This window comes from Streptomyces rubellus (genome assembly GCF_036323805.1).
Lineage (GTDB): Bacteria > Actinomycetota > Actinomycetes > Streptomycetales > Streptomycetaceae > Streptomyces.
This window is the reverse complement of the sequence record NZ_JAZDCX010000032.1, coordinates 30253-54721: the sequence shown is the minus strand read 5'-3', so window position 1 is coordinate 54721 and position 24469 is coordinate 30253. Positions and strand designations below refer to the sequence as shown.

The window sequence follows — 24469 nt, the reverse complement described above, 5'->3', positions numbered from 1 at the left end:
GGGCCAAATCCCTACGGGATTTGGCCGTAATTCACTTCGTGAATTACGGTGTGAATTGCTCCGCAATTCACCGCATAGGGGTCCGGGGGTGGTTAAGGAGGTGTCAGCGGGTGCGCATGTACTGGTGGCTGGGGCTCAAGCGAGGGCTTCCTGGAGAGATGGGGGCGGGCTGTGTTCGGATGCAGTCCGGCCGGGGGCGGTGGGGGCTGCGAACGCGTGTGCCAGGACCTGACGACTTGACAGGTGTACGGAGGTGGGGGCATGCTGACTTGGCTTGCTTAACCTATTCGCGTGTCGCGTGATGCATCACGGGTAGAAATTGGGAAGTTCAAGGGGTACCCCCAGAGCGTTGACTTCCGCGAGTCTGCTGACTTTCTGCCGCAGTTGAGAATGGGAAATGGCATGGTATGTGAGGGTGCTTATTCCGCCGGAGATTTCCATCTGCGGCCCCATCAGAAAGAGGCTGTGAATGCCATTGTGAGAGGGCTTTCCGGCGCGCAGAATAACGATGATGTGCGTGGCACAGTGGTGATGGCGACCGGCACCGGAAAGACCGTCACGGCTGCTGCTGCCGCGCGCAGGGTGGTGCCGCGTGGTCGGTGCGGGGTGCTGGTGCCCACGCTGGATCTGCTGGCGCAGACGGCGGAGGCGTGGCGCAGGGCCGGCCACCGGGGTCGGATGGTCGCGGTGTGCTCGCTGGGGGATGATCCGCTGCTGGAGGCGCTGGGGGTGCGGTGCACCACCGACCCGGCGCAGCTGGCGCGCTGGGCGGGTGAGGGCGGGCCGGTGGTGGTGCTGATGACGTACGCCTGCCTGGTGGCCCAGGAGGCCCGCCAGGATGGTGAGGACGGTCCGTGGGGCAGTTCCCGGGCCCGGCGTGGGGTGCTGGAGAAGGCCATGCACGGGGCGGGCTTCACCGGGCCGTGCATGCCGGGCTTCGACCTCCTGGTCGTGGACGAGGCGCACAGAACGTCCGGGGATCTGGGGAAGGCGTGGGCCGCGGCACTGGACAGCCAGCGGGTGCCGGCCGTGCGGAGGCTGTTCATGACGGCCACCCCGCGGCTGTGGGAGGCCCCGCCCGACGGCGGTGGCGGCCGGGCACGACTGGTCGCGAGCATGGACGACGAGAGCCTGTACGGGCCGGTGTTGTTCGAGCTGGAGCTGATGGAGGCCGTCGAGCGGGGTCTGCTGGCGCGGTGGGAGGTCGACGTCCTAGAGATCACCGACCCCCACCCCCCAGAGCCAGACGCCGACGACGAAGAGGTCCAGGGACGGCGTCTGGCCGCGCTCCAGGCCGCGCTGCTGACACGGCTGGACGAAGTGGGCGGAAGAAGCCTGCTGACCTTCCACAGCACCACCCTGGCCGCCATGGCCATGGCCCGATCCCTACCGCAGACGGCCGCGCAACTGCACGCCACCGACCCGGCGCGGTACCCGGCCCAGGTGGGGGCGGAGTGGCTGTGCGGGGAGCACTCCCCCGCCCACCGGCGCCAGGTGCTGGGCCGGTTCGCCGACGGCCTCACCGCAGACGGCTGGGTCGCCGACGCCCAGATCCTCGCCTCCTGCCAGGTGCTCGCCGAAGGCGTGGACATCCGCGGCCGCGCCGGAGTCGACGGCGTGGTGCTGGCCGACGCGCGGTCCTCCCCGGTGCAGATCGTGCAGATCCTCGGCCGCGCCCTGCGGCAGGAACCCGGCGAAGGCAAGACGGCGCGGATCGTGGTGCCGGTCTTCCTCGCGCCCGGGGAACGACCGGAGGAGATGATGACCTCCAGCTCCTACCGGCCCCTCCTGCAGGTACTGGCCGGCCTCCAGGCCCACGACGAACGCATCGTCCAACGCCTCATGCTCGCCGCCAGCAGCAGCTCCGGCACACCCACCAACACCCTCACCCTCGACCCCGCCACCCCCCAACCCACCCAGGCCACAACAGCCGGGCAGGAGGACGGGGCCGGTGGGAACAGCCACGGCAGTAGCGGCGAGACAGACAACGGCGGCGCGGCGGCCGGCGGCCGGGAACACCACAGCAACCAGGACCAGGACGGGACTGAGGGAGGCAGCCAGGAGCGGGACGAGCACGGCGGTGCGGCCGACGACGAGACCGGGGCCGACGACAGGTTTGCGGGGGTGCCGCTGCTGCGGTTCACCCACCAGCGTGACCCGGCCCTGATCGCGAAGTTCCTGCGCACCCGCATCCTGCAGCCCGACAGCAAGGTCTGGCTCGCCGGATACGAAGCCCTCCAGCAGTGGGTGGACGAGCACGGACACGCCAGGGTGCCGGCCACCGCCACCCTGACCCGGCCCGATGGCACCCCCTACCCCCTCGGCTCCTGGATCCAGGAACAGCGCCGGGCCTTCCAGAACGGGACCCTGCGCCCCCACCGCTACGAGTTGCTGGACGAACTCGGCATGGTCTGGGACGTCGCCGACGCGAAATTCACCAACGGGCTCACCGCGGCACGGGCATACTGCAAGAAATTCGGGACGTTGTGCGCGCCCCGTGACGCGATGGTGGACGGATTCGCTCTCGGGCAGTGGCTGGAGAACCTGCGGAAAGGCGCCATGGCCCTCACCGAGTCCCGCGATGCCGTGCTGCGGGAGATCGACCAGTGGTGGAACCCTCCCTGGCCCATCTCCTGGCAGCGGCACTGGTCCGCCCTCGCCTACCTCCTCCACGACGAGACCGGACCAGTCCAGGTGCCCCCCGGAGTACGGGCCTGCGGCCTCGACGTCGGCACATGGCTGCGACGCCAACTCGCCACCTGGCCACACCTGGAGGACGGGCAGCGGAAACTACTGCAGAAACTCGGCGTCCAGGCACCCGCCGAAACAGACCAGACACAACCGGACGCAGCGGCACCGGCCGTGACCGACCTGCACGACCTGAACAACTTCGAGCGGGGTGTGGCCGCCGCCCGGCAATACCTGGCCCGGGAAGGACACCTCACCGTCCCCCGCCACCACCAAGAAACCCTCCACCCAGCCACCCCCGACGGCACACCGGCCAAGGACGGCGCGCCGGTGACCGTCCGGCTGGGCGTATGGCTGACCAACCAGAAAACCAGACGAGCGAAACTGACACCCCAGCGACGCCAGGCACTGGCCGACCTCGGACTGCAATGGGCAAAGTAAGCCCGGCCATGCGCTCTTGGTGCGGGACCGGCGGGTCTGTAAAACGAGCGGGTCTGTTCCGTAGTCGGTGGTGACGGAGGGTGTGGTCAGCCCAGGAGGATGCGGTGGCGGAGGAGGGCGAAGCCGGCGCGGCCGTACATCTGGCGCTTGACCAGTTTGGTTTTGTTGTTGACGCCTTCGGTGCCGCCGTTGTGGTACGGCAGGGTGAGGGCGGCGTCGACGGCGGCGCGGTCCTTCTCGAGGCCCCGGGTGAAGGCATGCAGGTGGGGCAGGTCCTCGGCCTGGACCAAGTTGATCCAGGTGCTCAGCAGGGCGGCATTGCCGTCGGCGGGATCCAGCAGCGCGGCGAAGCGGTGGATGAGGTCGGCCAGAGCGGTCATCTCGTGGCAGGCGGCGCGGGCGGCCTCGATACGTTCCCGCTGGTGGTCCTTGAGGCGGTCGGGGCGGGTGAGAAGGTAGCGGGCCAGGCGCCGGGGCGAGAGTGCGGGCCGGTCGCCCTCGACACGTCCCTGGTTGATGTAGCGGACCAGCAGGTTCGAGCTGCCGGTGTAGCCCAGCTCCCTGATCTCCCGCAGGAGATGGGTGACGGGGACGGCCGGATTCTCCAGCCGGCGCCGGCGCAGGTGATCGCGGTAGGGATCCACGAGGGTGGGCCGGTACGTGGGGGCGCGGATGAGGCGCTCTGGCTCGGCGACACGGTCGTAGCGCTTGACAGTGTTGAGAGCCAGGTTCAGGCGGCGCGCGCACTCCAGCAGGCCGACTCCGCGCTCGCGCAGGGCGTGGACCTGCTGCCAGCGCTCGTGGGTGGTAGCGGCCTGTCTCCCCTCGGCCGGGGGCGGGCCCGCTTTCGCCCAGCAGGTGCTGTGCGCGGCGACCTCTTTACGGACGGCCTCGGCGAAGTTGTGCCACAAGTGCCAGCGGTCGCTGATCTGGACTGCGCCGGGCAGGGCTCGACGGACCGCCTCGGCGTAGGTGGCCGATCCGTCCCGGCACACGGCCTCGATGCCCGGATGCCCGCGCAGCCAGGCTTCCACAGTGGCGGCCTCGCGGCCGGGCAGTACCTCGATCCGCTCGCCGGTCTCGGCGTCGATGATGATCGTGGCGTAGCTGTGCCGACGCCGCAGGGCGAAGTCGTCGACCCCGACCACCCGCGGGATCCGCACCGCTGGCACGGGCACCCGCCGCAGCAGCCGCAGGGCGGAGGCATACGAGAGGGGCACGGCCAAAGACCGGGAGAGTCGGGCGGACGCCCGGCCGCACAACTCCTTGACCACCTCGGAGAGCTGGGCGGTCAGACGTGTGGTGCGGCGCTGATGGCGCTCCAGGAGCCCGGGGACCTGCTCTCGGAAGGTCTGCTGCCTGCAGCCCAGGACCGGGCAGACCAGCCGTCGTATCCTCACCCGGACCACGACCTGCCGGCCGTCAACCGGCACGTCCCGTACCGTCCGGCCGTGATACCCGTGGACCCTTCCCGTCACCACCCCGCACACCGGGCAGGGAACGGGAACATCCCGGGTCCGAGCCGTAACCCGGACTGTCTCGCCACCGTCCGCCACACCTTCGATGACCAACGCCGACAACCCCGAAAACACCGTTCCCACAAGCGTGTTCGCATCATGCACGCTCAATGATCACAGGCGAGCACTGACCGTCACCACCGACTACGTAACAGACCCGAACGTCTTACAGTCCCTCTCCCCGCGATTCGCGGTGCGGGCTCCCTTCAGACATTCGGGCAGGGACCATGCGCTGTGCCCTTGTGCTGTGGAGCCTCTGCTGTACCCAGCCCCCAACAGCGCCCCGGTTGAGAACTGCCCGACAGGCCAGTTCCTGCATCCAGAACAAGAAGCGCCGCGGCAGGGCTGGGGTCACTATTCGCAGCCGACGCCGTCGCCGTCACGGTCCAGGTGGCGGCCATAGCCCGGATCACCCCGGCGAACGGGTGCGGCTCCCGCAGCACGGGCTTCTGAACAGTTGGAGTAGTAGGCCGACCCCCCACCGCCGCTGCCGCCATCGTTCCCGCCCGAGGAGGTACCGAAGTCCTCCGCCTGTGGAGCCGGGGCGCTCACGGTGACCTCGACCGTCTCGGTGGCCCGGACGGTGACCGTCGCGGCCGGCTCCGGCTCAACGGCCGGACTGGCAGTGATCTCCCGGGTCTGGGTGACCGTCACCGCCGGCTCCGGGGACGGTGATGAGGCGGAAGCCTTCGCCGTGGTGTCGCTCTCGCTCGCGCCGGCACCGATACCGAAGAAGAACGCCAAGGCCAGGGCCGGGAGGACGAACCTCTTGCGGGCCCACCTGGGCGCCGAGCGCGGCGGCGCAGGCTGGGGCTGAGTGTACGGATTGGCCATGGTCCCCCTGACGAAACAGCTGAGGAGCGACCGTAGTTCGCTGCTGAGGCAAGAGGGAGTCCTGCGGCCAGAACGTCACCCTTTCGGGTGACAGATCGCCCAGCACAGACAGCTCCATGGACGCCTTCCGTGCATCGGGGCAGAGGCGGGTTGAGGCACATCAGGATCGTCGGCCACCCCGGGGAGGAGTCGGCCGTGGCCGCTGGTCTTTGCGAAGCCGGATCCGAGGAGCGCGTCCTGCCGCGCTGAAGCCCTACCGCCGGGATGTGACAGACCGGGCACCGTTTATGCCAGGTAGGGGGCACACGCGAAGATCAGGCGCAGGCATCTTGGGATCCGCATCATTGAGTGTTCCGTTTTGAGCGGTGGAGGCTCCGTGACCGGATTCAATGGGGTACGGCGTGGGCTCCGCCGCAAGGAGCAACGGACAGGTTGCGGGTCAGGGGCGCCGCTCAGACATCGGGCTGCACATCATTTCGCACGACAAACACAACGATTTCGCCGAGCCCGAGATCCTGCATTCCAGGCAGTCGGCAGGACGCTTACTCAATCCGCTCCGGGGAAGCCCGCTGACCAGCGACGACAGCGAACTGTTGCTGCAGTAAGCCGCTAATCGAAGATTCCCGGTGGAGCCGCCGGTCAGCGGAGAGGAGCGCGCCCCCGGCTAGCAATGAGCCGGAGGCGCGTCCGAAGACGGTTCGGAAGGGTCTGCGGTAGAGGCCCGACGGCATCAGCGCCCGACCGCATAAGGAGTTCCGCCGAACAGCACCATGCCGGGCTCCTCCTCGGCGTGCATCCACAGCACCGTTCCGGCCACGAGAGTGTGGTCGAGGAGCGGAGTGCACTGGGCGACCTCGCAGACCACCACAACGGGCGCCACCGACAGCACCGGTGCGCCGTGCTCTGTCCGCCAGTCCACCTCTGCGAACCGTTGGGCCGGGGTCCCGGTGGCAAACTGCTGGACCAAGGCGCGGGCGGTCCATGGCAGCACGTTCACCGCGAACCGTCCGTCGTCGAGCACATGGGCCAGGGTGCGGCTGCCGGTGGTCAGCGAGACCGCCATGGCCGGCGGGGACACCGACAGTGACATCACGGCACTGATCGTGCACCCGGACGGACCGTCGGGGGTTTGCGCGGTCACCACGGCGACCGCGGTGGGCAGTCGGGAGGCGGTGCGACGGTAGGCGTCCGAAGACACCAGGGAGGTCTGCGGGCGCAGGCTCTGAATCGTCATCGGTTGTCCCCGTCAGGAGGCGTGGAGAACGGTCCGGCCGATGTTCTCGGCAACGGACCTGCGGTCGATTTTGCCGTTGGGGTTGAGCGGAAGCCGCTCGTAGATACTGACGGTCCTGGGCACCATGTACGCCGGCAGGAGGCGGCGCGTCTCGGCCTGCAGTGACTGGTTGGACAAGCCGTCGCCGGTGCACACCGCGTGCAGTTCGGGTTCGCCGTCAGTGCCGGGGAGTGCCACTACCAGGGCGTCACGCACACCGGGTGACGAGCGCAGCACGGCTTCGATTTCACCAAGTTCAACCCGGTAGCCGCGTACCTTGACCTGTTGGTCCAGTCGGCCCAGGTGTACCAGGTGTCCGTTCTGGCGTACTACGCGGTCACCGGTGCGATACCACAGATCATCGCCGACCGGCACCGTGCCGTCGTAAATCTGGGCGGCATCGCCGTCGAAGGCCACGAACCGGCCGGCGTTGTCGGCCGGGTCGAGGTAGCCGGGAAAGCGCTGCGGTCCGCGTATGCACAGTTCACCCTCATGTGCGGGGTGGCCATCAGCGTCCAGCACCAGGTGCTCCAGGCCGGGATAGGGCATACCGATGGGCACCGTGCTGTTGGTGGGGTTCGGCCAGCGCGCGGGGTTCCTGGGGAGCCGGTACTCGGTGCAGGTGACGGTCAGTTCAGTGGGCCCGTAGATGTTTTCCAGGTCGCTGCCGTCGGCGGCCCGGCGCCAGGCAAGTGCGTCTTGGAGGGGCAGTGGCTCGCCACAGAACAGGCTCCAGCGCAGGGTAGGCATGCTGTCCGGGGCCAGGCTGCGCAGGCGGCGGGCGAAGGACACGACGGACGGCACGGAGCACCAGTGGGTCAGTCGGCGGGAGGTGACGAAACGCACCGGTGCGAGCAGTTCCTCTCGGCTCGGCACGACCACTGTGGCTCCGCTCCCCCAGCCAGCGAACATGTCGAACACCGATGGGTCGAAGGTCAGGTCGAAGGTCTGCGACATCCGGCAGCCAGGTCCCAGCCCATAGCGCGGGATCACGTGGTCCAAGTAGGCCGAGACGTTGCGGTGCTTGATCGGCACGCCCTTGGGGACGCCGGTCGAGCCCGATGTGAAGAGGACGTATGCGATAGCGTCCGGCTCGTTTCGGTGGTCTGGCAGTATCGGCGGCGGCCCTCCGGCCTCAGCCTGACCTGTTCGCAGTACCGGTACTGGCAGTGCGGAGAGGGCATCATCGTCCGCAGCCGCCTCGCTCGCCAGTACCAGGTCCAGCTCTCCGGCAGTGGCGATGGCGGTGTTGCGGGCAGCGGGGAAGGCAGGGTTGAGCGGAATGACGGTGGCGTTGAGCCGCTGAGCGGCCAGGTAGCCGGCATAGCTGGCGACGCGCCGCTCGGCGAGCAGTCCGACCCGGCGCGGAACGCCTCCGTGGGCGGCGATCAGTCGCCCGGCCACTTGGTCGGCGAAGGCCTTCAGGTCGCGGTAGGTGAGCTGCGCTCCGTCCGCTTCCAGGGCAACCGCACCGGGGTTACGGGCCACCGTGTCGGCGAACCACTCGTACAGGGTGCGTTCCATGGGTCATCCTTCCCATTCGGTGTACGGCACAGCCGTGTGGCTGTACGCGTCGGTCAGTTGGTCCATGGCCCGGTCGACGATGCCGGGCCGGGGGCGTCCGCGCTCGGCGGAGGCGGAGGCGAACCGCAGTACGCGTGGCAGTTCGGCCCAGGTAGCGCTGAGTCGTCCGGCCGCCTGTGGGTCCAGCACGCCCGCGCCGGTGAGCCGGGAGATCCGATAGGTCTGGTGGCGGCCGGCCGCCCACAGGTCGTCGGTGTAGCGGGCGACGGATTCCGGGTGGCTGCGGAAGATATCCGCCATGTGGCGGATCACTTCTGCGGCACCGTGGGTCCACTGTCCGGGGCCGGGCGTGTGGCCGGGCCGGGGAGGGAGGGGCCCGGTGGGAGTGGTGCGTGTGAGCCATCGGTACCGTCCAGTGGGTGGCTCGGTTACCTGCTCCCCCAGGGCCATGCGGTCGCGGCGAGTGAGTTCGGCGGGCAGTTCGGCGGGCAGCAGCAGCGCGGAGGCCAGTTGTGCTCCGGTGAGGCGGCACCGCACCGGGTGCTGCTCGCCGAACGGTGTGAGCGCTTCGAAGTGGTCGGCGACCAACCAGTTGTCGTTGTCCTCGGCCAAGAGGATCACCCAGTGCGGGGAGACGGCCCGGCCAAATGCGGGCGACCAGGGCAGGGTCGCGGTGTTGGCGACGGCCAGCACTGGTCCGCGGTTGTGTACCGCGGCGGCCAGCGCGCTGCTCGCGTCGGCCCATCGGTCCGCGCCGCGGTAGGCCAGCTCGCTGCCATCGGAGGTGATGTCCACTCGGTGGTGGTGGGAGAAGGCCGCTTCGCCTGGGCCGAGGTCGGTGCGCACTGCCAGGCGCACCGCATCGGTGAACCGCGTGGGTGTGTCGGGTGTCTCCAGGGTGAGGACGGCCAGCAGGTTGGTGGTGTAGCAGCTCAGCGGCGGCGCTGTGGTTGATGCGGCGGCTGGTGCAGTGTGCGGCGCGGCAGTCGGTGTGGGGGTCATGAGGTCTTTTCCTTTTCGGCACAGCGGACCGGTGTGGAGTAGGCGCAGCTCAGCGGTGCCTGCTGGGCGGCGGGTAGCGAGACCCATTCGAAGCCGCTCCAGCGGCCGCGCAGTTGGTCGGGCGCCACGTCGATGTTCCAGGGGTGCCCGGCCAGTCCGGTTCCGGCGGCCTTGACGCAGGCTTCCTGTACTGTCCACACCCGGGCGAGCACCATGCCATGCTCTCGTTTCGGGCTGAGCATCACCCGTGGTGCGTGATCGTGCAGACAGCGCTTAAGTAGTGCCTGCGACACCGTGTGCGGTGGGCGCTGCACGTCCACCCCGATCCGGCGGCCGAGGGCAGCGGCAACGGCTAATTCCGGTCCGTCGTGCGAGACACTGATGCCGGTGTCCGGTGTCCGCGCCAGGTGGGGCCTGCCTCGTGGATCGGTGCACACGATGTCCTCGGCGGCTTGCGGGTACACGGCGTCCAGCAGGGCTCTCAGCAGGGCGCGCCCGGCGAGGAACTCCTCAGCCCGGTACGGGCCGAACCCTTCGGCGGCGGTCCGGTCCAGCGGATGGATCGGCGCCGTCCGCCAGTGGTCGCGCAGGCCGCGGGCCACCCACACCCCGGGAGCGACCTGTTGGGGGCGCGCCTTCATGACCGCAGTTCCTGCAGTACCGTCTCGGCGTGGTCGGCCACTGTCGCCAGCACTAATCCAGTGACGCCGCCGCCGATGCCGAATACTCCAGCCTCGCAGCGGACTTCCTGGACGCCGCCGGGTGCGAAGCCGTCTGCTCCCCGGAGTTGGGCGCACTCGGCCAGCACGTGGTCGACTGTCGGTCCGGTGGCAGCCTTCAGCAGTGCGGCGGCCACCAGGTCGTGGTCGTCGGTGATCCGTTCGCCCAGCATTTCGCAGAGTGCCTTTAGCTGGCGGGCCCGCACCAGGCAGTCGGCGAAGCGCTGCCGGACGGCATCGTTGTGCCACAGGGGCCTGCCGTCCACCGTGCGTCCGGTCAGTGCGGTCCGGGTATCCCGCAGCATCCTGCCGGTGAGCGCCACCGCCCACAGTGCTCCGGCCAGCCGTTCGGTGCCCATGTGGTGAGCGAAATCCGCCATGCCGCGTCCCGGTCGGCCGACGAGGTAGTCGGCGTCCAGGCGGACGCCGGTGAGGTCTATGTGGCCGGTGCGGGCTGCGCCGAGCAGGTCGCCTCCGGCCGGCCGGACCTGCACTCCGGCAGTGGCGGCCGGTACCAGTACCCAGGTGAAGGAGGTGAAGTGGCGGCCGGGGCGGTGGCGTGCCAGCACCAACAGGTGCTCTGCTGTGCACGCTGTGGTGATCCACCGCTTGCGGCCATCGACCACCACTGTTTCTGGAGCGATCTGTACCCGGGTCGCCAGGCCTGGCAGGTCCGAGCCGGGCGCGGCACCGTCGGTGGCGGCCAGAGCCACCGACGCCTTGCCGTCCAGGGCCTCCTCCAGAGTGCGGCGCACTGGGCCGGTGGCTGGCGCACGGGCGGCTAGCAGCGGTATGGCGCTGGCCACCTGCACGAGCACACTCAGCGTGACGCCGTTGTCGGCGCGGGCGTCCACGGCGGCGAGCAGCGCGGCGAGTTTGGCGGGGTGCGGTGTAGTGCCGGTTACCACACCCCGCCGGTACAGGCCGCGCAGTGCTCCGCAGGCACCGAGCGCTGCCCAGACACGGTCGGCCGGGGCATTGGGGGACAGGTCGGTCAGGGCGGCGCGCACGGTCGCACTGAAGGCCGCCGTGTCCGTGCCGTGGGCAGCCGCTCCCCGGTCTCCGGCCGGGCGCAGGCCCGGCCGGAGATGCCGGTCGGCAGCGGGCGTGTCAGCCAAAGCGCACCTCCGGGTCGAGCAGTGCGAGCCGTCCGTCAGCCAGCCGCAGCCGGTCGTTGCTGTAGTTCAGGGACGCCGAGCGCAAGTCACGCAGCGCCCGTTCCAGTCCGGTCGGCGAGTCACCGAGGTAGCCGTGTCGCATGCCGAGGGCGTCGATCAGGATCTGCACCGCCTGGTGGCAGTCCTCGGAGGCGGTCACTTTCAGCGTGTTGAGTAGCAGCTGCACCCGTGGCAGGCTCAGGTCACCGCCCGCGGCCACCACCCGCTGTGCGCGCTGGAGCAGCGCGTGCACCGCGTCCAGGCGCTGCCGCGTCTCCGCCAGTCGGGTCAGCAGCAGGTCCGAGCCCAGGTCGGTCCTGTTCCGGCCCTGCGGCGAGCGCAGCAGTTTCAGTACTCGCGACAGCGCGCCCGCCGAGGTGCCCAGCCAGCACGCCGACCAGCCGAGGTGGGCCATCGGTGCGAACAGTTCCTTCGCCATGGTGGCGAAGGAACCGTGGGCGCCGACGGTCTGGTGGGGCGGCACCCGCCCGGTGAGGCGCAGCGCACCGCTGTCGCTGGCGCGCATGCCCAGCGGCTGCCACCTCCCGTGCCGCTCAACGGTGAGCTGGTCTCGCCGTGCGTACACCAGCGACACCTGGTGTTCGGAGTCCGGCTGCGGACTTTGCACGGTGATCAGGTAGCCGTCGGCGTGCCGTCCGCCGGTCACCACCGGGGCGAAGCGGTCCACGAGCAGGTCGCCGCCTTCGGTGCCCAGGGGGGACTGGGAGCTGAGCAGGTGACCCCCCTTACCGGTCTCGGTGGTGACCGACGCCAGATACCGCTGGCCGGCGGCGATCTGCGGCAGCAGTTCGGCCCGCAGTGGTCCGTGTGCGTAGCGCACCACGGTCGCCACCTGCTGGCAGTGCATGGCGAAGATCATCGCGGTCGATAAGTCGGTGCGCCCCAGGACGGTGCTTGCCTCCACCATGTCTTTGACGGCGCCGCCCAGCCCGCCGTCCCGGGTGGGGACGAGCAGGCCGAGCAGCCCGGTGCGGCGCAGTTCGGCAAGCGCCTCCACGGGGAATGTGGCGTCCCGGTCATGGCGTTGCGCGTGCTCGGCGGCGACGGCGGCGACGGAGGCGACTCGGTCGTGCAGGCCGACCGGACCGTCTGGGTCGGCCGGGGCGGACGCGGCCTTGCCGGGACCGAGCGTGGTGGCGGTCATGCGGCACTCGCTGTCTCGTTGGCGGCCGGGTGCTGGTCGGCTCGGGCGGCGCTGACCGCGGCCCACAGACTGCCGGCGGTGGCGAAGGTGGCGTCGTTCATGTCGTCGTCCGGCAGGGTCATGTCGAAGGTTTCCTCGAGCGCGAAGAGCACCTCGATGGCTTGCATCGAGTCCAGGCCGAGCTCGCGCAGTGGCGAGTCGGCGGTGATCTCGCGGTCGCCGAGGAATTTCAGGAAGGGTGTGAGCAGGTCGGTGAATCGGGGGTCCATCGCAGTTCTCCCTGTTCATTGGTGCTGTGGTGTGTCTCTCGCTCGGGGGTGCGGTGCAGTCGCAGTCGGGTGATTCGGGGCGGCTGTTCGGGGTGGTCGCCGTCGATCACGGTCTCAGCGGGCAGTGGGTGGCCAAGGAAGGCGATCAGGCTGGCGTAGAGGCCGTACGCTCCGACGTTGGGTACGGCGACACGGTCGCCGGGCCGTAGTGCGGGCAGTCGCGCCGCCCGTGCCCAGGTGTCCAGTGGGGTGCACAAAGGGCCGGTGACCAGGGCGTTCAGCATGGGCCCGGTCGCGGGGCCGGTCACCAGGTGCGGGGCCAGCGGCGGCAGGCGGCGCAGTCCTGACATGCCCCCGAGGTGGTTGATCCCCGACTCCAGCACCACTACGTCCTTGTCTTGGGAACGCTTGACGTCCAGCACGGACGTCAACAGCACCCCGGCGGTGCCGACCAGGTAGCGGCCGGATTCGAAGGCGATCTTGGGGCCGGAGTGCGCTCGGCCGGGCAGTTCGGCGTCCAGCAGCGCGGCCAGCCGCGGGCGTAACCCGCTGAGATCCACGGCCGTGCCGTCGCGGGCGAACGGCGCGCCGAAACCGCCGCCCAGGTCCAGGGTCCGCAGCCGCACGCCGTGTGGGGCCAGCGCCTCGCGCAACGCCCGTGCGGTGGCCAGTGAGCGGGCGAACTGTCCGAGCAGGGCGTCGGGGTCGGTGAGGTTGGTGCCCATGTACAGGTGCAGGCCGGTTACCTCGGCGTGTGGCCGGCTGGCGAACCGGGTGGGCTCGGCGAGCACCCAGGCGGTGTCCGCGCCGAACTGCGAGGCGACGCCGGTCATGGCCAGTCCCTGCCCTGGTACCGGCTGGTCGTCGTTGATCCGCAGCAGACAGCGGGCCCGTGTTCCCAGCGCGGCAGCCAGCCTGTCCAGCTGTTCGATCGCGTGGGGGGAGTCCACTGAGAACAGCTGTACTCCGCACTGCAGCGCGTGGCCGATCTCCGCGTCGCGTTTGCCGGGACCGGTGTAGAGCACCTCGGTGGCCGGCCACCCGGCGGCGAGTGCTGCGTCCAGCTCACCGCTGGAGCACACTTCGGGTCGTGTACCACGCTGTCGCAGTGCGGTGAGCACGTCCGGGTGCGGGTTGGCCTTCAGTGAGTAGTACAGGTCCGTGTCTGCCGGCAGGGCGGTGCGCAGCGTGTCGTGGTTGCGGCGCACGGCGGCCAGGTCGTACACGTACACCGGGGTGGGCAGCGCCGCGATCGTCGCGGGTGGCAGGGACGGCAGGATCGACGCTGCCGGGCTAGGTGCGGGCATCGGCGGCCTCCCGGATTCCGGCGGCGAGTGCCTTGCGGTCGGTCTTGCCGTTCGGTGTCAGTGGCATCCGCTCCAGGACGACGCATTGCTGCGGCACCTTGAACTCCTCGATCTGCTCTCGCATCGCGGCCAAGGCCTCGGCGGGCGACAGGGCGCCACAGACGAACAGAAGTGCGTGTTCCGCCGGGCCCGGGGGCAGCACGGCCGCCGCCGACACTCCGGGGATGCGCCGGGCTGCCGCCTCGACCTCGGTGGCGCTGACCCGGAAGCCGTTCTCCTTGTAGATGTCGTCCCGTCGGCCCTCGAAGTACAGGAAGCCCTCTTCGTCCACTCGCCCGTAGTCGCCGGTGCGCAGTTGGGGAAACAGGCCGTGGGCGCGGTGGAAACGCTGGGCGGTCATCTCGGGGCGGCGCCAGTAGCCGGCCATGACGTGCGGTCCGCGCACCGTGATTTCGCCGATTGCGCCGGGGGGCTGGCGTCGTCCCTCCTCGTCCACGGTGAACACCTCGGTGCCGGGCAGGGCCCGGCCGCTGGAGCCGGGTCGCAGCAGGTCGCCGTCGGGGGGCATCACGGTCGCGCGTTTGCACTCGGTCAGTCCGAACATCAGTTGGACCGACAGCCGAGGTAGTTTCCGCCGCAGTGCGGCCAGGGTTTCCCGGGGCATCGAGGCTCCGGTGTTGGTGAGCAGCCGTAGTGCCGGTCGTGGGCTTCGGGGACGGTGCAGCAGCCGGGCCAGGGCGTCGGCCACCGAGGGCACCGCCGGCAGGACGGTGGCGCCGGAGCGCACCAGATTCGCCAGCAGTGGCGGGCCTACCTCAGCGGGGGTTCCCAGCCACACATGGGCGCCCGCGCGGGCGGCCAGGAACAGCTGGTACAGGCCGTAGTCGAAAGACAACGGCAGGGGGTTGTAGATGGTGTCGTCCGGCCGGTACTCGATGACCTGTCCGATGGCATCCGCTGCGAAGACCATCTGCTGATGGGTGCTGACCACTGCCTTGGGCAGGGCGGTGGTTCCCGAGGTGTAGATCAGGCACACCGCATCAACCGGCAGCGGGCCGTCCTCCGGAGGGGCTGGCACGGCGGCGGGGGCCAAACTGTCTGTGGCGTGCGCGGTGACCTCGGCGGTGCTCACGGTGTGCACTCCGCGTTGCTCAGCGGCGGCTGTCGAGCCGGGGTCGTCGCAGACCAGCAGCGCCGGTTTCGCGTCGTCGAGCACGTGCCGCAACTGCACGCCGCGGACTTGTTCGTGCAGCAGCGAGAAGGCCACCCCGGCGCGGGACGCTCCGTAGGTCAGGGCCGCCACGGAGGGCGTACCGGGAGCGGCGATAATCAGCCGGTCGCCGCGCCGTATCCCTATCTCCCGCAGCCATGATGCCAAGCGCAGGGAGGCGTCGGACAGCGACCGGTACTCCAAGGTGACGTCCGCGCCGGTCACCGCCGGGTGGTCCGGCCAGCGGTCGGCCGCCTCGTCCAGCAAGTGATGCAACAGCTGTGACCGAGCAGTCATCGTGCTCCTCCCTGGGGCTGCGGCCGCTCGGCGCGGGCACGGGTGACGATGCGGCACAGGCCCTCCAGCTGGTGGAGGTTCTCCGGTACCAGGTCCTGTGGCGCCAGTTCCACGGACAGTTCGCCTTCCAGGCGTTCGACGATCTCGATCACCCGGAAGGAGCCGAAGCCAGGGATCTCGGTGAGAGCTGTGGCGGTGAGCACCGTCTCGGTGTCGGTGCCGAGTACCTCGGCGGTGACGGTTGCCACCGCGGTGCGGACTGCGCCGTCCGGTGTGCTGCCTGCCCCGGCCGGACCGAAGGCCTTGCGGTCGCCGTGCAGCCGGGTTGCCAGCCGGTCGGCCAGCCCTGGAGGTTCCGGTCGCCCGCGCGCTACCCGGCGGTGCGCCAGATAGATGCTTTCCGCCAGCTCCGCCCAGTCCGCGACGTGCCGCTCGGCCTGCAAGGCGTCCGGTAGCGCGCCACGCGAGTGCAGAAAGCGCAGGTGCAACGCCCGGGAGCGGGTCAGTAGCCAGCTCTCCAGGGTCAGTCGCTCCAGGGCTGCGGCCCGGTCAGGGTGCTCGGCGTAGGCCCGTGCGTAGGCGTTGACGTCGGTGGCATCGGGTAGGTCGAGCCGGGGTTCGGTCGACTTCCGGTTGCCGGGCTGAGGGGCGAGGGTGACGACCAGGGCACCGCCGGGGGGAGCGGTCAGGCCGCCGGGGCCCAGGACGCGGCGCAGCGGTCGGGCACTGCCCCATGGTGTCTCGTTGTGATATCCGTCAAGGACGGTGGCGTGGTCGTTGTCCGGCTCCAGCAGGAAGCCGTGTGCCATGTGGCGCCGGCCTTGGTAGGGCACCCAGGGCAGATAGTAGGCGTCGGCGACCACGACCCGGCCCTCGGCCGGTGCCAGCGGCACCCCGGCTGGAACCGAGGTGCTGTCCACCACGGTCAGTCCGGCGGACCGGGCCTGCTCGACCAGGTGCCGGGCGGTGGGCAGTTCGACGGTTGGCAGTCCTTCTGGGCCGGTTTCGGGAGCGAAGCTCAGGTGCGCGCCCAGCGCCAGGTCGGCGTCCGGCCCGTACCAGCGTTCCGCCAGTAGGGCTGGACCGGTCTGTATGCAGTCGAGCAGTTCACAGGCTGCGCCGGTAGGCAGGGCGCTCTGGTGGGGGTGGGTGGGTGTGGGTGTCACCGGGGCAGCGGTCATGACCGGCCTCCGATCGCTGCGGGCCGGTCTACCCGGTCCAGGCCGGAGACGGCGCGCAGCAGTTCGTACGGATCGGCGGCCTCATCCGCTAACTCACCGTCCATGAGCTGCTGGTAGGCGCCCAGATCCAGGTAGCCGTGCCCGCTGGCGCAGACCAGGACACCATGCTCGGCGTGCAGCCGACCGGTGCCGTCCTCGGTGCCTGCGGCCAGCCGGGCGGCGGCGGCCAGGGCGTGGCTCGACTCGGGGGCAGGCAGCACCATCTCGGTGCGGGTGAATAGCCGTCCGGCTTCCAGCGCCTCTACCTGCCCGACGGCGGCAGCCGCGATCAGGTCCCGGCCGCGCATCGCCGACAGTATCTTCGCTGCGCCGTGGAAGCGCAGCCCGGCCGCGTGCGAGTCGGGGATCGGGTAGGAGCTGCCAATGGTGTACATCGCTTCCAGTGGCCCGGTTCCGGTGGCGTCGGTGCGGTCGTAGGCGTAGGTGCCGCAGGTGAGTTTGGGAGTGGCACTGGACTCGGCGGCCAGCAGCAGCGGTGGTTCGTGGCCGGCGGTGCGGGCGTCGGCGAAGAACGGCAGTGCAAGGCCGCCGAAGTTGGATCCCGCACCCACACAGCCGACCACTGCGTCGGCGCGCACCCCGAGTTCGTCGAGCTGCTCAGATGCCTCGATGCCGATCACCGACTGGTGCAGGATGCTGTACGTCTCGCCGCTGCCGATGCAGAAGGCGGCGCCGTCCGTGTGTGCCGCGTACTCCACGGCTTCGCCGATCGCCAGTGACAGGCTGTTGCCGCTGGTCTCCGGTCGCTGGGCGACCTCGGTGAGGCTGCTGGGGCTGGCGTGCACGTGTGCTCCGAGGGTGCGCATCAGCGTGCCGCGGTAGGGCTTGCGGCGCAGGCTGCTGCCAACCATGAAGACCGTGCACTTCAGACCGAACAGAGCGCAGGCTGCTGCCAGGGCGGTGCCCCACTGGCCGGCCCCGGTGCCGGTCACCAGTTCGCGCACGCCGGCTCGCCGGTAGTAGTACGCCTGCGCGAGCGCGGTGTTGAGCTTGTGGCTGCCGGAGATGTTGCCGCCCTCGTATTTGACGTACACCGGCACCCGGGCGCCCACTGCCTGCTCGAAACGGGTCGCGCGCCATAGCGGAGTGGGGCGGAATGCGCGGTAGGCGTCCACGACCTCGGCGGGGATGGGCCAGTGCTCACGCGGTTGGACGCTCTGCCGTACCAGTTCCATGGGCAGGCTGACGCTCACGCCCGAGTCGTCCGGAGAGGAGAGTGGGGTGCGGTCCGGCGGCAGCGGCTCGTCCAGGTGAGGCAGCGCGCTGCGCCACTGCCGGGGCACGTCCACGGCGCTCACCGGGAGGCCTCCGCCGCACTCAGCACCGCCTTGACGAGATCGTCGACCGTGTGGAAGGTACGGCCGACGAACAGGTCGTCGGACAGCATTACGTCCAGCTCGTCCTCCAGCCGGACCAGCATGCCGACGAAGCCGAGCGAGTTGACGCTCAGTACCTCGCCGTTGAGGGGTTCATGGTCGTTGATGTCGGCGGGGGCGAGGGACAGCCGGGACTCGGCTATCACGACGTGTTTGACGGACTCGGCGACCGTGCCGTAGTCCAATTTGGTGATCATTACTGCTCCAGAGGGTCAGGACGGGTCGGTGGCGGTGCCGCGCAGTGCGCCGCCCGCCTCGACGAGCCAGCTGTGGGTGACGAGCGCGGCCAGGGTGACGGGGCCGCGCACGTGGAGGCGCCCGGTACTGATCGAGATTTCCGGGCCGAGCCCCAGGGTCGGCCCGTCATGCAGGCGCAGGGAGCCGTTGACGACCACGGCGGCCGCGTCGGCACGGCGGGCGAACTCCTCGGCGACCGCGCCGTCCGAGGTGACCACGCCCTCCGTGTGGCCCGAGCCGTGGCGGCGGATGTGCGTCAGCGCTTCGTCCGGGCCGGTCACGGGGCGCACTGCGATAGTGGTGTCGAGGAACTCCCGGCCCAGATCGTGTTCGCGCAGCGGCTCGATCCGGCAGAGCTCGGGAGCGGCGGGCGGTGGCGTCACTCGCGGGTCCAGACGGATCGTCACCTGCCTGCCGTCCCGCTCGGACGCCTTGACCAGGGCCGCGGCGAACTCCTCGCAGACCTCGGTATCCGCCAGGACCATCTCGGCGGTGTTGCAGGCGGTCGGCTCCGGGAGCTTGCTGTCCAGCGCGATCTCGGCGGCCAGCGCCAGGTCGGCATCGCGGTGCACGTACAGGTGGTTGACGCCGCCGCCGCTGGCGATCACCGGGATCGCGGTCGCCGACCGGCAGTGGTCGATCAGCGAAGGGCTTCCCCGGGGAATGAGCACGTCCACCGCGTCATGGCGCTTGAGCAGGGCCCGCAGCAGTCGCCTGTCCGGGTCGTCCAGGACGGTCACCAGCTCGGCGGGCAGCCCGGCGGCCCGCAGCGCCTCGCGGGCGACCTCGCCCAGCGCTGCGTTGGTGCGGGCGATCTCCTTGCCGCCGCGCAGCAGGACGGCGTTGCCCGCCGCCACGGGCAGCAGAGCGCCCTCCACGGTGACGGTCGGCCGCGCCTCGTACACCATCAGGACCACGCCGAGCGGTTTGGGGACGCGGCGCAGTCGGCCGCGGCCGGTGAGCACCGTGCCCTCGTCGGGGGCGGTCAGGGCGGCGAGTTCGGTGGGTACTGCCTGGGTCAGGTCGGTCAGCTGCCGCAGGTGGGCATCGCCGAGGCGGAGTCGGCCGAGCAGCACCTCGGGCAGTCCGCGCTGTTCAGCGTCGGACAGGTCCTCGGCGTTGGCCGCCAGGACCGTCGGCCAGTGCCGGGTGAGCAGGCGGGCGAGCAGGTCGCAGTAGCGGGCGTAGGCGGGATCGCCGACGGGCGGTGCGTTGTTCGCCGCGGAGCGGGCGGACGCGAGTATCTCCTCGGTCATGGTCTCCTACCACATGAATTGGCCGCCGTCGACGATCAGCTTCTGGCCGGTGACGTAGCCGCTGCCGGAGCCCACGAGGAACTCCAGTGCGTCGGCGATGTCCTCGGTCGTGCCGATGCGCCGCTGCGGGATTTCGGACAGCACCGCGGCGCGGCGCTGTGGGTCGTCGAGCCGGAACCGGGTGACGAGTTCCTCGGTCTCGGTCATGCCGGGAATCAGGCAGTTCACCCGGATCGTGGGAGCGAGTTCCAGCGCCAGGCACTTCGTCAGCTGCAGGAGTCCGGCCTTGCTCGCGGCGTAATTGGCGCCGTTGGTGCGGGGGCGGATACCGGTGGTGGCGCCGATGTTCACGACGGATCCGCCGCCGGCCGCGAGCATCGCCGGGGCCAGCGCCTGTGTGAGCAGGAACGGGCCGGTCAGGTTGATATCGAGCACACGTTGCCAGTCGTCCTCGGTGAGTTCGAGGAACGGCCGGTCGATGTTGAGGCCGGCGTTGTTGACCAGCACCCGGGGGGTGCCGTGCTCGGTCAGGATGTGTTCGGCCGCGGCGCGCACCGAGGCGCTGTCGGACACGTCGGCGCACAGGGTGAAGAGCCCGTGCTCGCGGGATGCGGCCTGGGCCGCATCCTTGTCGGTCCGGTACAGGGCGACGGTCCGGTGGCCAAGCCGCATCAGTCGGTGGGCCAGCGTCAGTCCGATACCGCGGGTGCCGCCGGTGACGATGGCCAGCGGTGCGGGAGCACCGTCCGCGGGCGGAGGGCTGGCGGTCATCGTGAGGTCTCCCCGGCTGCGGTTCCGGCCACAGTGACGGGTGACGCGGTGGTGGTCAGGCGGGTCAGGAACGCCTCCAGCGACTGCAGGAGCCGCTCCCGGTTCCCGGGCTGGAACACCTCGAAGTGGCCGCAGTCCAGGTTTTCGACGGTCAGCCGGTCGGTCAGTTGCTGCCAGTGGCCCACCTGGACGTTCCGGTGGGGACCTGCGCAGGCTATGAGCAGGGCTTCGCCGTCGTGCCCAACGCGAGTGCGGTGGGTACCGGCTGCGGTGATGTGGGCGAGGGCGGTGTCCCGTGCCCGGGCCGAGTCGTCTCCGGCGCCCAGTGCGGTCACCGATTGCTCGACAGCCTCGGCCACGGCGCCGCGGGCGGTAGTGTCCGGTTCCTGCTCGGCGAAGCTGTCGATCATCACCACGGCGGGGGCGGGGCCGCTTCCGGCCAGTCGAGCGGCCAGTTCCCAGGCCAGAACGCCACCGAGCGACCAGCCGACCAGCAGCCGCGGCTTGAGCCGTAGTTGTGCCAGTTCGGCTTCATAGCGGTGGATCATCTCGGGCACGCTGTTGTCGGGCCGCTCGCCCTCCAGCAGGCCGGCAGCGCGGACGCCGTGCACCGGTCCGAGCCGGGCGAGGCGGGCCGCCAGCGGAAGGTACTGGCCCAGTCCTCCGCCGGCCGGGTGCAGCAGCACGCTCGGCAGAGGCCCGGGGCGGTCGGCGAAGGTGGTCAGGAGGTGTGGTTCTCGGGTAGTCACCGGAGGTCTCCGTCGCGGTCGGGGGTGGCCGCTGTCACGGCCCGGGCCAGAGCGCGAACCGTCGGTTCGGCGAAGAAGTCGAGGATGGGCACGCGCACCCCGTAGAGCTGCTCGACCTGGGACAGCGCGGTCAGCACGTTCAGCGAGTGGGCGCCGTACTCCAGCAGGGAGCGGTCCACAGGGACATCGGCGGCCGCGAGCAGTTCGGCCCACAGATGCTGCAGCCGGCGCTCCACCGGGTCATCGGTGCGCACCGTCCCGGTGACCGTCCCGGTCGGCCGCCGCAGAGCGGGCTCTGCCTCGGCGAGCAGCGCGGCTCGATGCACTTTGCCGTTGGGTGTGACGGGTACGGAGGTGACGGTCAGCACCCGGGCGGGGACCATGTAGGCCGGCAGCACGCGGGCGCAGTGGCTGACGATGTCCTCCTCGTCGAGTACCGCACCGGGCTCCGGGGCGGTGAATACCACCAGGCGCCGCTCCTCGGCGTCGCCGTGCACGGTGGCGACCGCCTGCCGTACGCCCGGGTGGGTTGATACGGCGGTCTCCAGTTCGCCCAGTTCGACCCGGTGTCCGCGGATCTTCACCTGGTCGTCGTTGCGGCCGAGGAAGACCAGGTCGCCGTGTTCGTCGTGCAGTACCTGGTCGCCGGTGCGGTACATCCGGGCGCCGGGGTGCCCGCCGCGTGGATCGGGCAGGAACCGTTCGCGGGTCCTGGCGGGGTCGCTGATGTAGCCGGTGGCCGGGCAGTCCCCGCCCAGGTGCAGTTCGCCGGGTACGCCGACGGGCGCAAGCCGGCCGGCCCGGTCCAGCACGTGGGCGTCGACACCGGGCAGCGGGCGGCCGATGGGGACGTGACGGGGCCAGGGCCGCTGTCGGCCGGTGAGCCGGTGGGTGGTAACGGCGTGAGTTTCGGTGGGCCCGTAGAGATTGAGCAGGCTCAGGTGCGGGCGGGCGGCGAAGAACTCCTCCACCGCGTCGTCGACCATCAGCTGCTCGCCCGAGACGCACACCTCGCGCAGATCGGACAGGTTCTCTCCAGCCTGCTCGGCGGCCCGGGCGAAAGGGCGTAACGCGGCGACGGGCAGGTACAGGTGGGTGACGTGCTGCTCCCTCACCCGCCTCACCACAGCCGGCAGGTCCCGGCGGTCGGCCGGTGTACGGGAGACGACGGTGCCGCCGGCTACCAGGGTCGGGATGATTTCCTGGAAGGAGACGTCGAAGCCGAGGGGGGCGTACTGCAGGAAACGTGTGTGCTCGTCCATCCCCAGCGTATGGATCTGCCAGGCGGTCAGGTTCACCAGCGGACCGTTGTGCATGAGCACGCCCTTGGGCAGGCCGGTGGAGCCGGAGGTGAACATCACGTACACGCCGTCAGCGGTACCGCCCGGCTGCGTGCCGTTCGGGGCTCCGGGGTGGTCGGCGGAGGTCGCCAGGGCGGCCGGGGACACTACCTCTGTTCCCTCGGGCGCGTCCTCGCCGATGACCAGGGCGCACCGTGCGGTACGCACCATGTGCGCGAGCCGGTCGGCGGGAAGTGTCAGGTCCAGCGGCAGGAACACTGCGCGCAGTGCGAGCAGCGCACGTATCGCTACCACGGTGTCGACGAGACTCGAGGTGGTCAGGCCGACCACTGTGCCGGGCCCTACACCCCGCTCGGCCAGTACACCGGCTGCAGTGTCGGCGAGCCGGTCCAGGTCGTGGTGGGTCAGTGATCGGTCGTCCTCCTCGACCGCGATCGCCGTGGGCCGTCGGTGGGCTGCCTGGTTCAGCCACTGGTGCAGGTCAGGGAAGGGTGGGCGCGGGGTGCGGCCGGGGTGGGCGCCGGAAGCCGGGGCGTCTTCGAACAGTTCGGCCGGGTTGGCGCCGGGGTGCCGCAATGCCCGGTGCAGTGCCCCGCGCAGCGAGTCGGCCAGTGCGTCCGCGACGGCGTGCGGTAACAGCCTCACGTCGTGTTCCAGTTCCAGCAGCCAGCCCTCGGGCGAGGGGGTGGCTCCGAGCCAGAGGTCGAACTTGGCGGTGTCATTGCCGTGTTCGCGTACTGCGCGCACCACACTGTCGGACCGGGGCCCGGCGGTGTCCTGCATGGCGAGCATGCAGGAGAACAGCGGATTGCGGTTGCTGGAGCGGTCCGGGGCGGCGTGTCGTACAACCTGATCGAAGGAGACGGCGGCGTCGCGTCGGAGTGCGTCAGTGGCCTGCCGTGCGGCGCCGCGGACGAAGTCCTCGAAGGGCTCGTCCCAGCGCACGTCCAGCACGGTGGGCAGGGTGTTGACGAAGAAGCCGCACAGGGCGAAGGAACCGGCGGTGCGGCGGGCCACGACCGGGCTGCCGAAGACCACCTCGTCCTGCGCGGTGTGGCGGGCCAGCACCACCGCGTACAGGGCGGCGAAGAACGCGAACGGCGTGACGCCCAGAGTGCTGCACAGCGCGTCCAGCCGCTGTGAGTCGTCGTTCGTCAGCCGCACAGATGTGCGGGAACCGGTGAAGTCAGTCGTGCTCGGGCGGCCTGGGCGGGGGTGGAGCACGGTGGCGGAAGTGGTGCGCAGCCGCTCGGCCAGGGCTGCGGCGGCCTGCTCGGTGCGCTCATCGCGAGCGATGGCCGACTGCGCCGCCAGTTCGCGGTACAGGGCTTGCTCACGCTGTTCGCACAGCGCGTCCTGGTCTGGCAAGCCGCGCACGGCGGCGGACAGGTCGGCGGCGAACAGCGACAGGGAGAATCCGTCGAAGACCAGGTGGTGCACCACCAGCAGCAGTGCCGCACGGGTCCCGTCTTCGGCGCGTAGCAGCACGGCACGCAGCAGGGGGGCTCGTGTCGGGTCGAAGGAGGTGCGTCCGAGCCGGTCGAGTAGTTCCGCGCGCCGCTGGTCGAACAGGTCTGCCGGCGCCGCGGTGTTCTCCAGGGGGACTTGCCCGGGACCGGGGACGGCCGTCAGCACCGCATGCGGGTGCGGCGTGTCCCGGAAGGCCAGCCGCAGCGCGGGCTGGATCGCCAGGACTGTGCGCAGCGCCTCCGCCAGGCGCTGCGGCGTCAGGTCCGGATTCAGGTCCAGTTCGGTGACGACGTTGTAGAGGTGGGCGGCGGGCACCGTGCGACACACCATCAGCAGGCCCGCTTGCGAGCCGGTCAGCGGCAGTTCGCGCTCACGGGTGCGGGCCGGGGCGGTCACTGGGCACCTGCCGTAGCGGCGCGCAGTACGCCCAGCCACTGCCGCAGATCGCCGATGGTCCGGACGCCGGCCAGTCCCGCGAGGTCGATCTCGGTATCCTGCCCGGGAGCGGTTTGGACGGCCATGCGCACGACGGCGAGTGAGTCCAGTCCGATTTCGGAAATCAGGGATGCGTCGTCGTACGCTCCGGACACCTGGGCTTCGATGACGGAATTGATTTCATCATCCGTGGTTCCGTCGTTTCGTGTCATCGCGGAATCTCCTCGGGG

21 protein-coding genes are annotated in these 24469 nt (G+C 70.3%); 2 read left to right on the top strand and 19 right to left on the bottom strand.

What is annotated here, in order from left to right; genetic code table 11:
* Positions 1-390 precede the first annotated feature (390 nt).
* Complete coding sequence (locus tag V1L54_RS27185; protein WP_330120793.1) at positions 391-3129, top strand: DEAD/DEAH box helicase; 2739 nt, start codon at positions 391-393, stop codon at positions 3127-3129.
* An 86-nt stretch (positions 3130-3215) separates the two neighbouring features.
* Here the strand turns inward: V1L54_RS27185 and V1L54_RS27180 are convergent, their stop codons facing one another.
* The gene (locus V1L54_RS27180) at positions 3216-4751 is read right to left on the bottom strand and encodes an ISL3 family transposase (protein WP_443076806.1); all 1536 of its coding nucleotides are present in this window, start codon (positions 4749-4751) and stop codon (positions 3216-3218) included.
* A gap of 249 nt (positions 4752-5000) precedes the next feature.
* Positions 5001-5198, bottom strand: coding sequence for an excalibur calcium-binding domain-containing protein (locus V1L54_RS27175; RefSeq protein WP_330120796.1), 198 nt, complete (start codon positions 5196-5198; stop codon positions 5001-5003).
* A gap of 1 nt (position 5199) precedes the next feature.
* Between V1L54_RS27175 and V1L54_RS27170 the strand changes: the two genes are divergently transcribed.
* Positions 5200-5463: a hypothetical protein gene (locus tag V1L54_RS27170; RefSeq protein ID WP_330120800.1), complete on the top strand. Its 264-nt coding sequence runs from the start codon at positions 5200-5202 to the stop codon at positions 5461-5463.
* Positions 5464-6210: 747 nt separating this feature from the next.
* On the opposite strand, the gene V1L54_RS27165 is transcribed toward V1L54_RS27170, so the two are convergent.
* From V1L54_RS27165 to V1L54_RS27085, 17 genes are read right to left on the bottom strand one after another with little or no spacing between them, the layout of a single operon-like run.
* Positions 6211-6714 (bottom strand): flavin reductase family protein, encoded by a 504-nt coding sequence (locus V1L54_RS27165; RefSeq protein ID WP_330120792.1) that lies wholly within the window; start codon positions 6712-6714, stop codon positions 6211-6213.
* Positions 6715-6726: 12 nt separating this feature from the next.
* The gene (locus V1L54_RS27160; RefSeq protein ID WP_330120791.1) at positions 6727-8277 is read right to left on the bottom strand and encodes an amino acid adenylation domain-containing protein; all 1551 of its coding nucleotides are present in this window, start codon (positions 8275-8277) and stop codon (positions 6727-6729) included.
* Positions 8278-8280: 3 nt separating this feature from the next.
* Complete coding sequence (locus tag V1L54_RS27155; RefSeq protein ID WP_330120790.1) at positions 8281-9279, bottom strand: hypothetical protein; 999 nt, start codon at positions 9277-9279, stop codon at positions 8281-8283.
* Positions 9276-9920 carry a 4'-phosphopantetheinyl transferase family protein gene (locus V1L54_RS27150; protein ID WP_330120789.1) on the bottom strand — a complete coding sequence of 215 codons (645 nt, stop codon included), beginning with the start codon at positions 9918-9920 and terminating at the stop codon, positions 9276-9278. Before V1L54_RS27150 ends, V1L54_RS27155 begins: the two co-directional genes overlap by 4 nt.
* Complete coding sequence (locus V1L54_RS27145; RefSeq protein WP_330120788.1) at positions 9917-11116, bottom strand: acyl-CoA dehydrogenase family protein; 1200 nt, start codon at positions 11114-11116, stop codon at positions 9917-9919. Before V1L54_RS27145 ends, V1L54_RS27150 begins: the two co-directional genes overlap by 4 nt.
* Positions 11109-12320, bottom strand: coding sequence for an acyl-CoA dehydrogenase family protein (locus V1L54_RS27140; protein WP_330120787.1), 1212 nt, complete (start codon positions 12318-12320; stop codon positions 11109-11111). The genes V1L54_RS27145 and V1L54_RS27140 overlap by 8 nt, the downstream gene beginning before the upstream one ends.
* Positions 12317-12589: an acyl carrier protein gene (locus V1L54_RS27135; protein WP_330120786.1), complete on the bottom strand. Its 273-nt coding sequence runs from the start codon at positions 12587-12589 to the stop codon at positions 12317-12319. The genes V1L54_RS27140 and V1L54_RS27135 overlap by 4 nt, the downstream gene beginning before the upstream one ends.
* On the bottom strand, positions 12550-13896 hold the full coding sequence (locus V1L54_RS27130; RefSeq protein ID WP_330120785.1) for a type III PLP-dependent enzyme domain-containing protein: 1347 nt from the start codon (positions 13894-13896) through the stop codon (positions 12550-12552). Before V1L54_RS27130 ends, V1L54_RS27135 begins: the two co-directional genes overlap by 40 nt.
* Entirely contained in the window at positions 13883-15403 is a 1521-nt protein-coding gene (locus V1L54_RS27125) for a class I adenylate-forming enzyme family protein (protein WP_330120784.1), read from the bottom strand. The genes V1L54_RS27130 and V1L54_RS27125 overlap by 14 nt, the downstream gene beginning before the upstream one ends.
* Positions 15400-16584 (bottom strand): acyl carrier protein, encoded by a 1185-nt coding sequence (locus V1L54_RS27120; protein WP_330120783.1) that lies wholly within the window; start codon positions 16582-16584, stop codon positions 15400-15402. Before V1L54_RS27120 ends, V1L54_RS27125 begins: the two co-directional genes overlap by 4 nt.
* The gene (locus V1L54_RS27115; RefSeq protein WP_330120782.1) at positions 16581-17942 is read right to left on the bottom strand and encodes a TrpB-like pyridoxal phosphate-dependent enzyme; all 1362 of its coding nucleotides are present in this window, start codon (positions 17940-17942) and stop codon (positions 16581-16583) included. Before V1L54_RS27115 ends, V1L54_RS27120 begins: the two co-directional genes overlap by 4 nt.
* Positions 17939-18217: an acyl carrier protein gene (locus V1L54_RS27110; protein WP_330120781.1), complete on the bottom strand. Its 279-nt coding sequence runs from the start codon at positions 18215-18217 to the stop codon at positions 17939-17941. Before V1L54_RS27110 ends, V1L54_RS27115 begins: the two co-directional genes overlap by 4 nt.
* Before the next feature lie 15 nt (positions 18218-18232).
* A complete protein-coding gene (locus tag V1L54_RS27105) occupies positions 18233-19513 on the bottom strand; it encodes a glutamate-5-semialdehyde dehydrogenase (protein WP_330120780.1) in 1281 nt (426 codons plus the stop codon).
* A gap of 6 nt (positions 19514-19519) precedes the next feature.
* Positions 19520-20284: an SDR family NAD(P)-dependent oxidoreductase gene (locus tag V1L54_RS27100; RefSeq protein ID WP_330120779.1), complete on the bottom strand. Its 765-nt coding sequence runs from the start codon at positions 20282-20284 to the stop codon at positions 19520-19522.
* Positions 20281-21033, bottom strand: coding sequence for an alpha/beta fold hydrolase (locus V1L54_RS27095; RefSeq protein WP_330120778.1), 753 nt, complete (start codon positions 21031-21033; stop codon positions 20281-20283). Before V1L54_RS27095 ends, V1L54_RS27100 begins: the two co-directional genes overlap by 4 nt.
* Entirely contained in the window at positions 21030-24200 is a 3171-nt protein-coding gene (locus V1L54_RS27090) for a non-ribosomal peptide synthetase (protein ID WP_330120777.1), read from the bottom strand. Before V1L54_RS27090 ends, V1L54_RS27095 begins: the two co-directional genes overlap by 4 nt.
* Entirely contained in the window at positions 24197-24451 is a 255-nt protein-coding gene (locus V1L54_RS27085; protein WP_330120776.1) for a hypothetical protein, read from the bottom strand. Before V1L54_RS27085 ends, V1L54_RS27090 begins: the two co-directional genes overlap by 4 nt.
* Positions 24452-24469 lie beyond the last annotated feature (18 nt).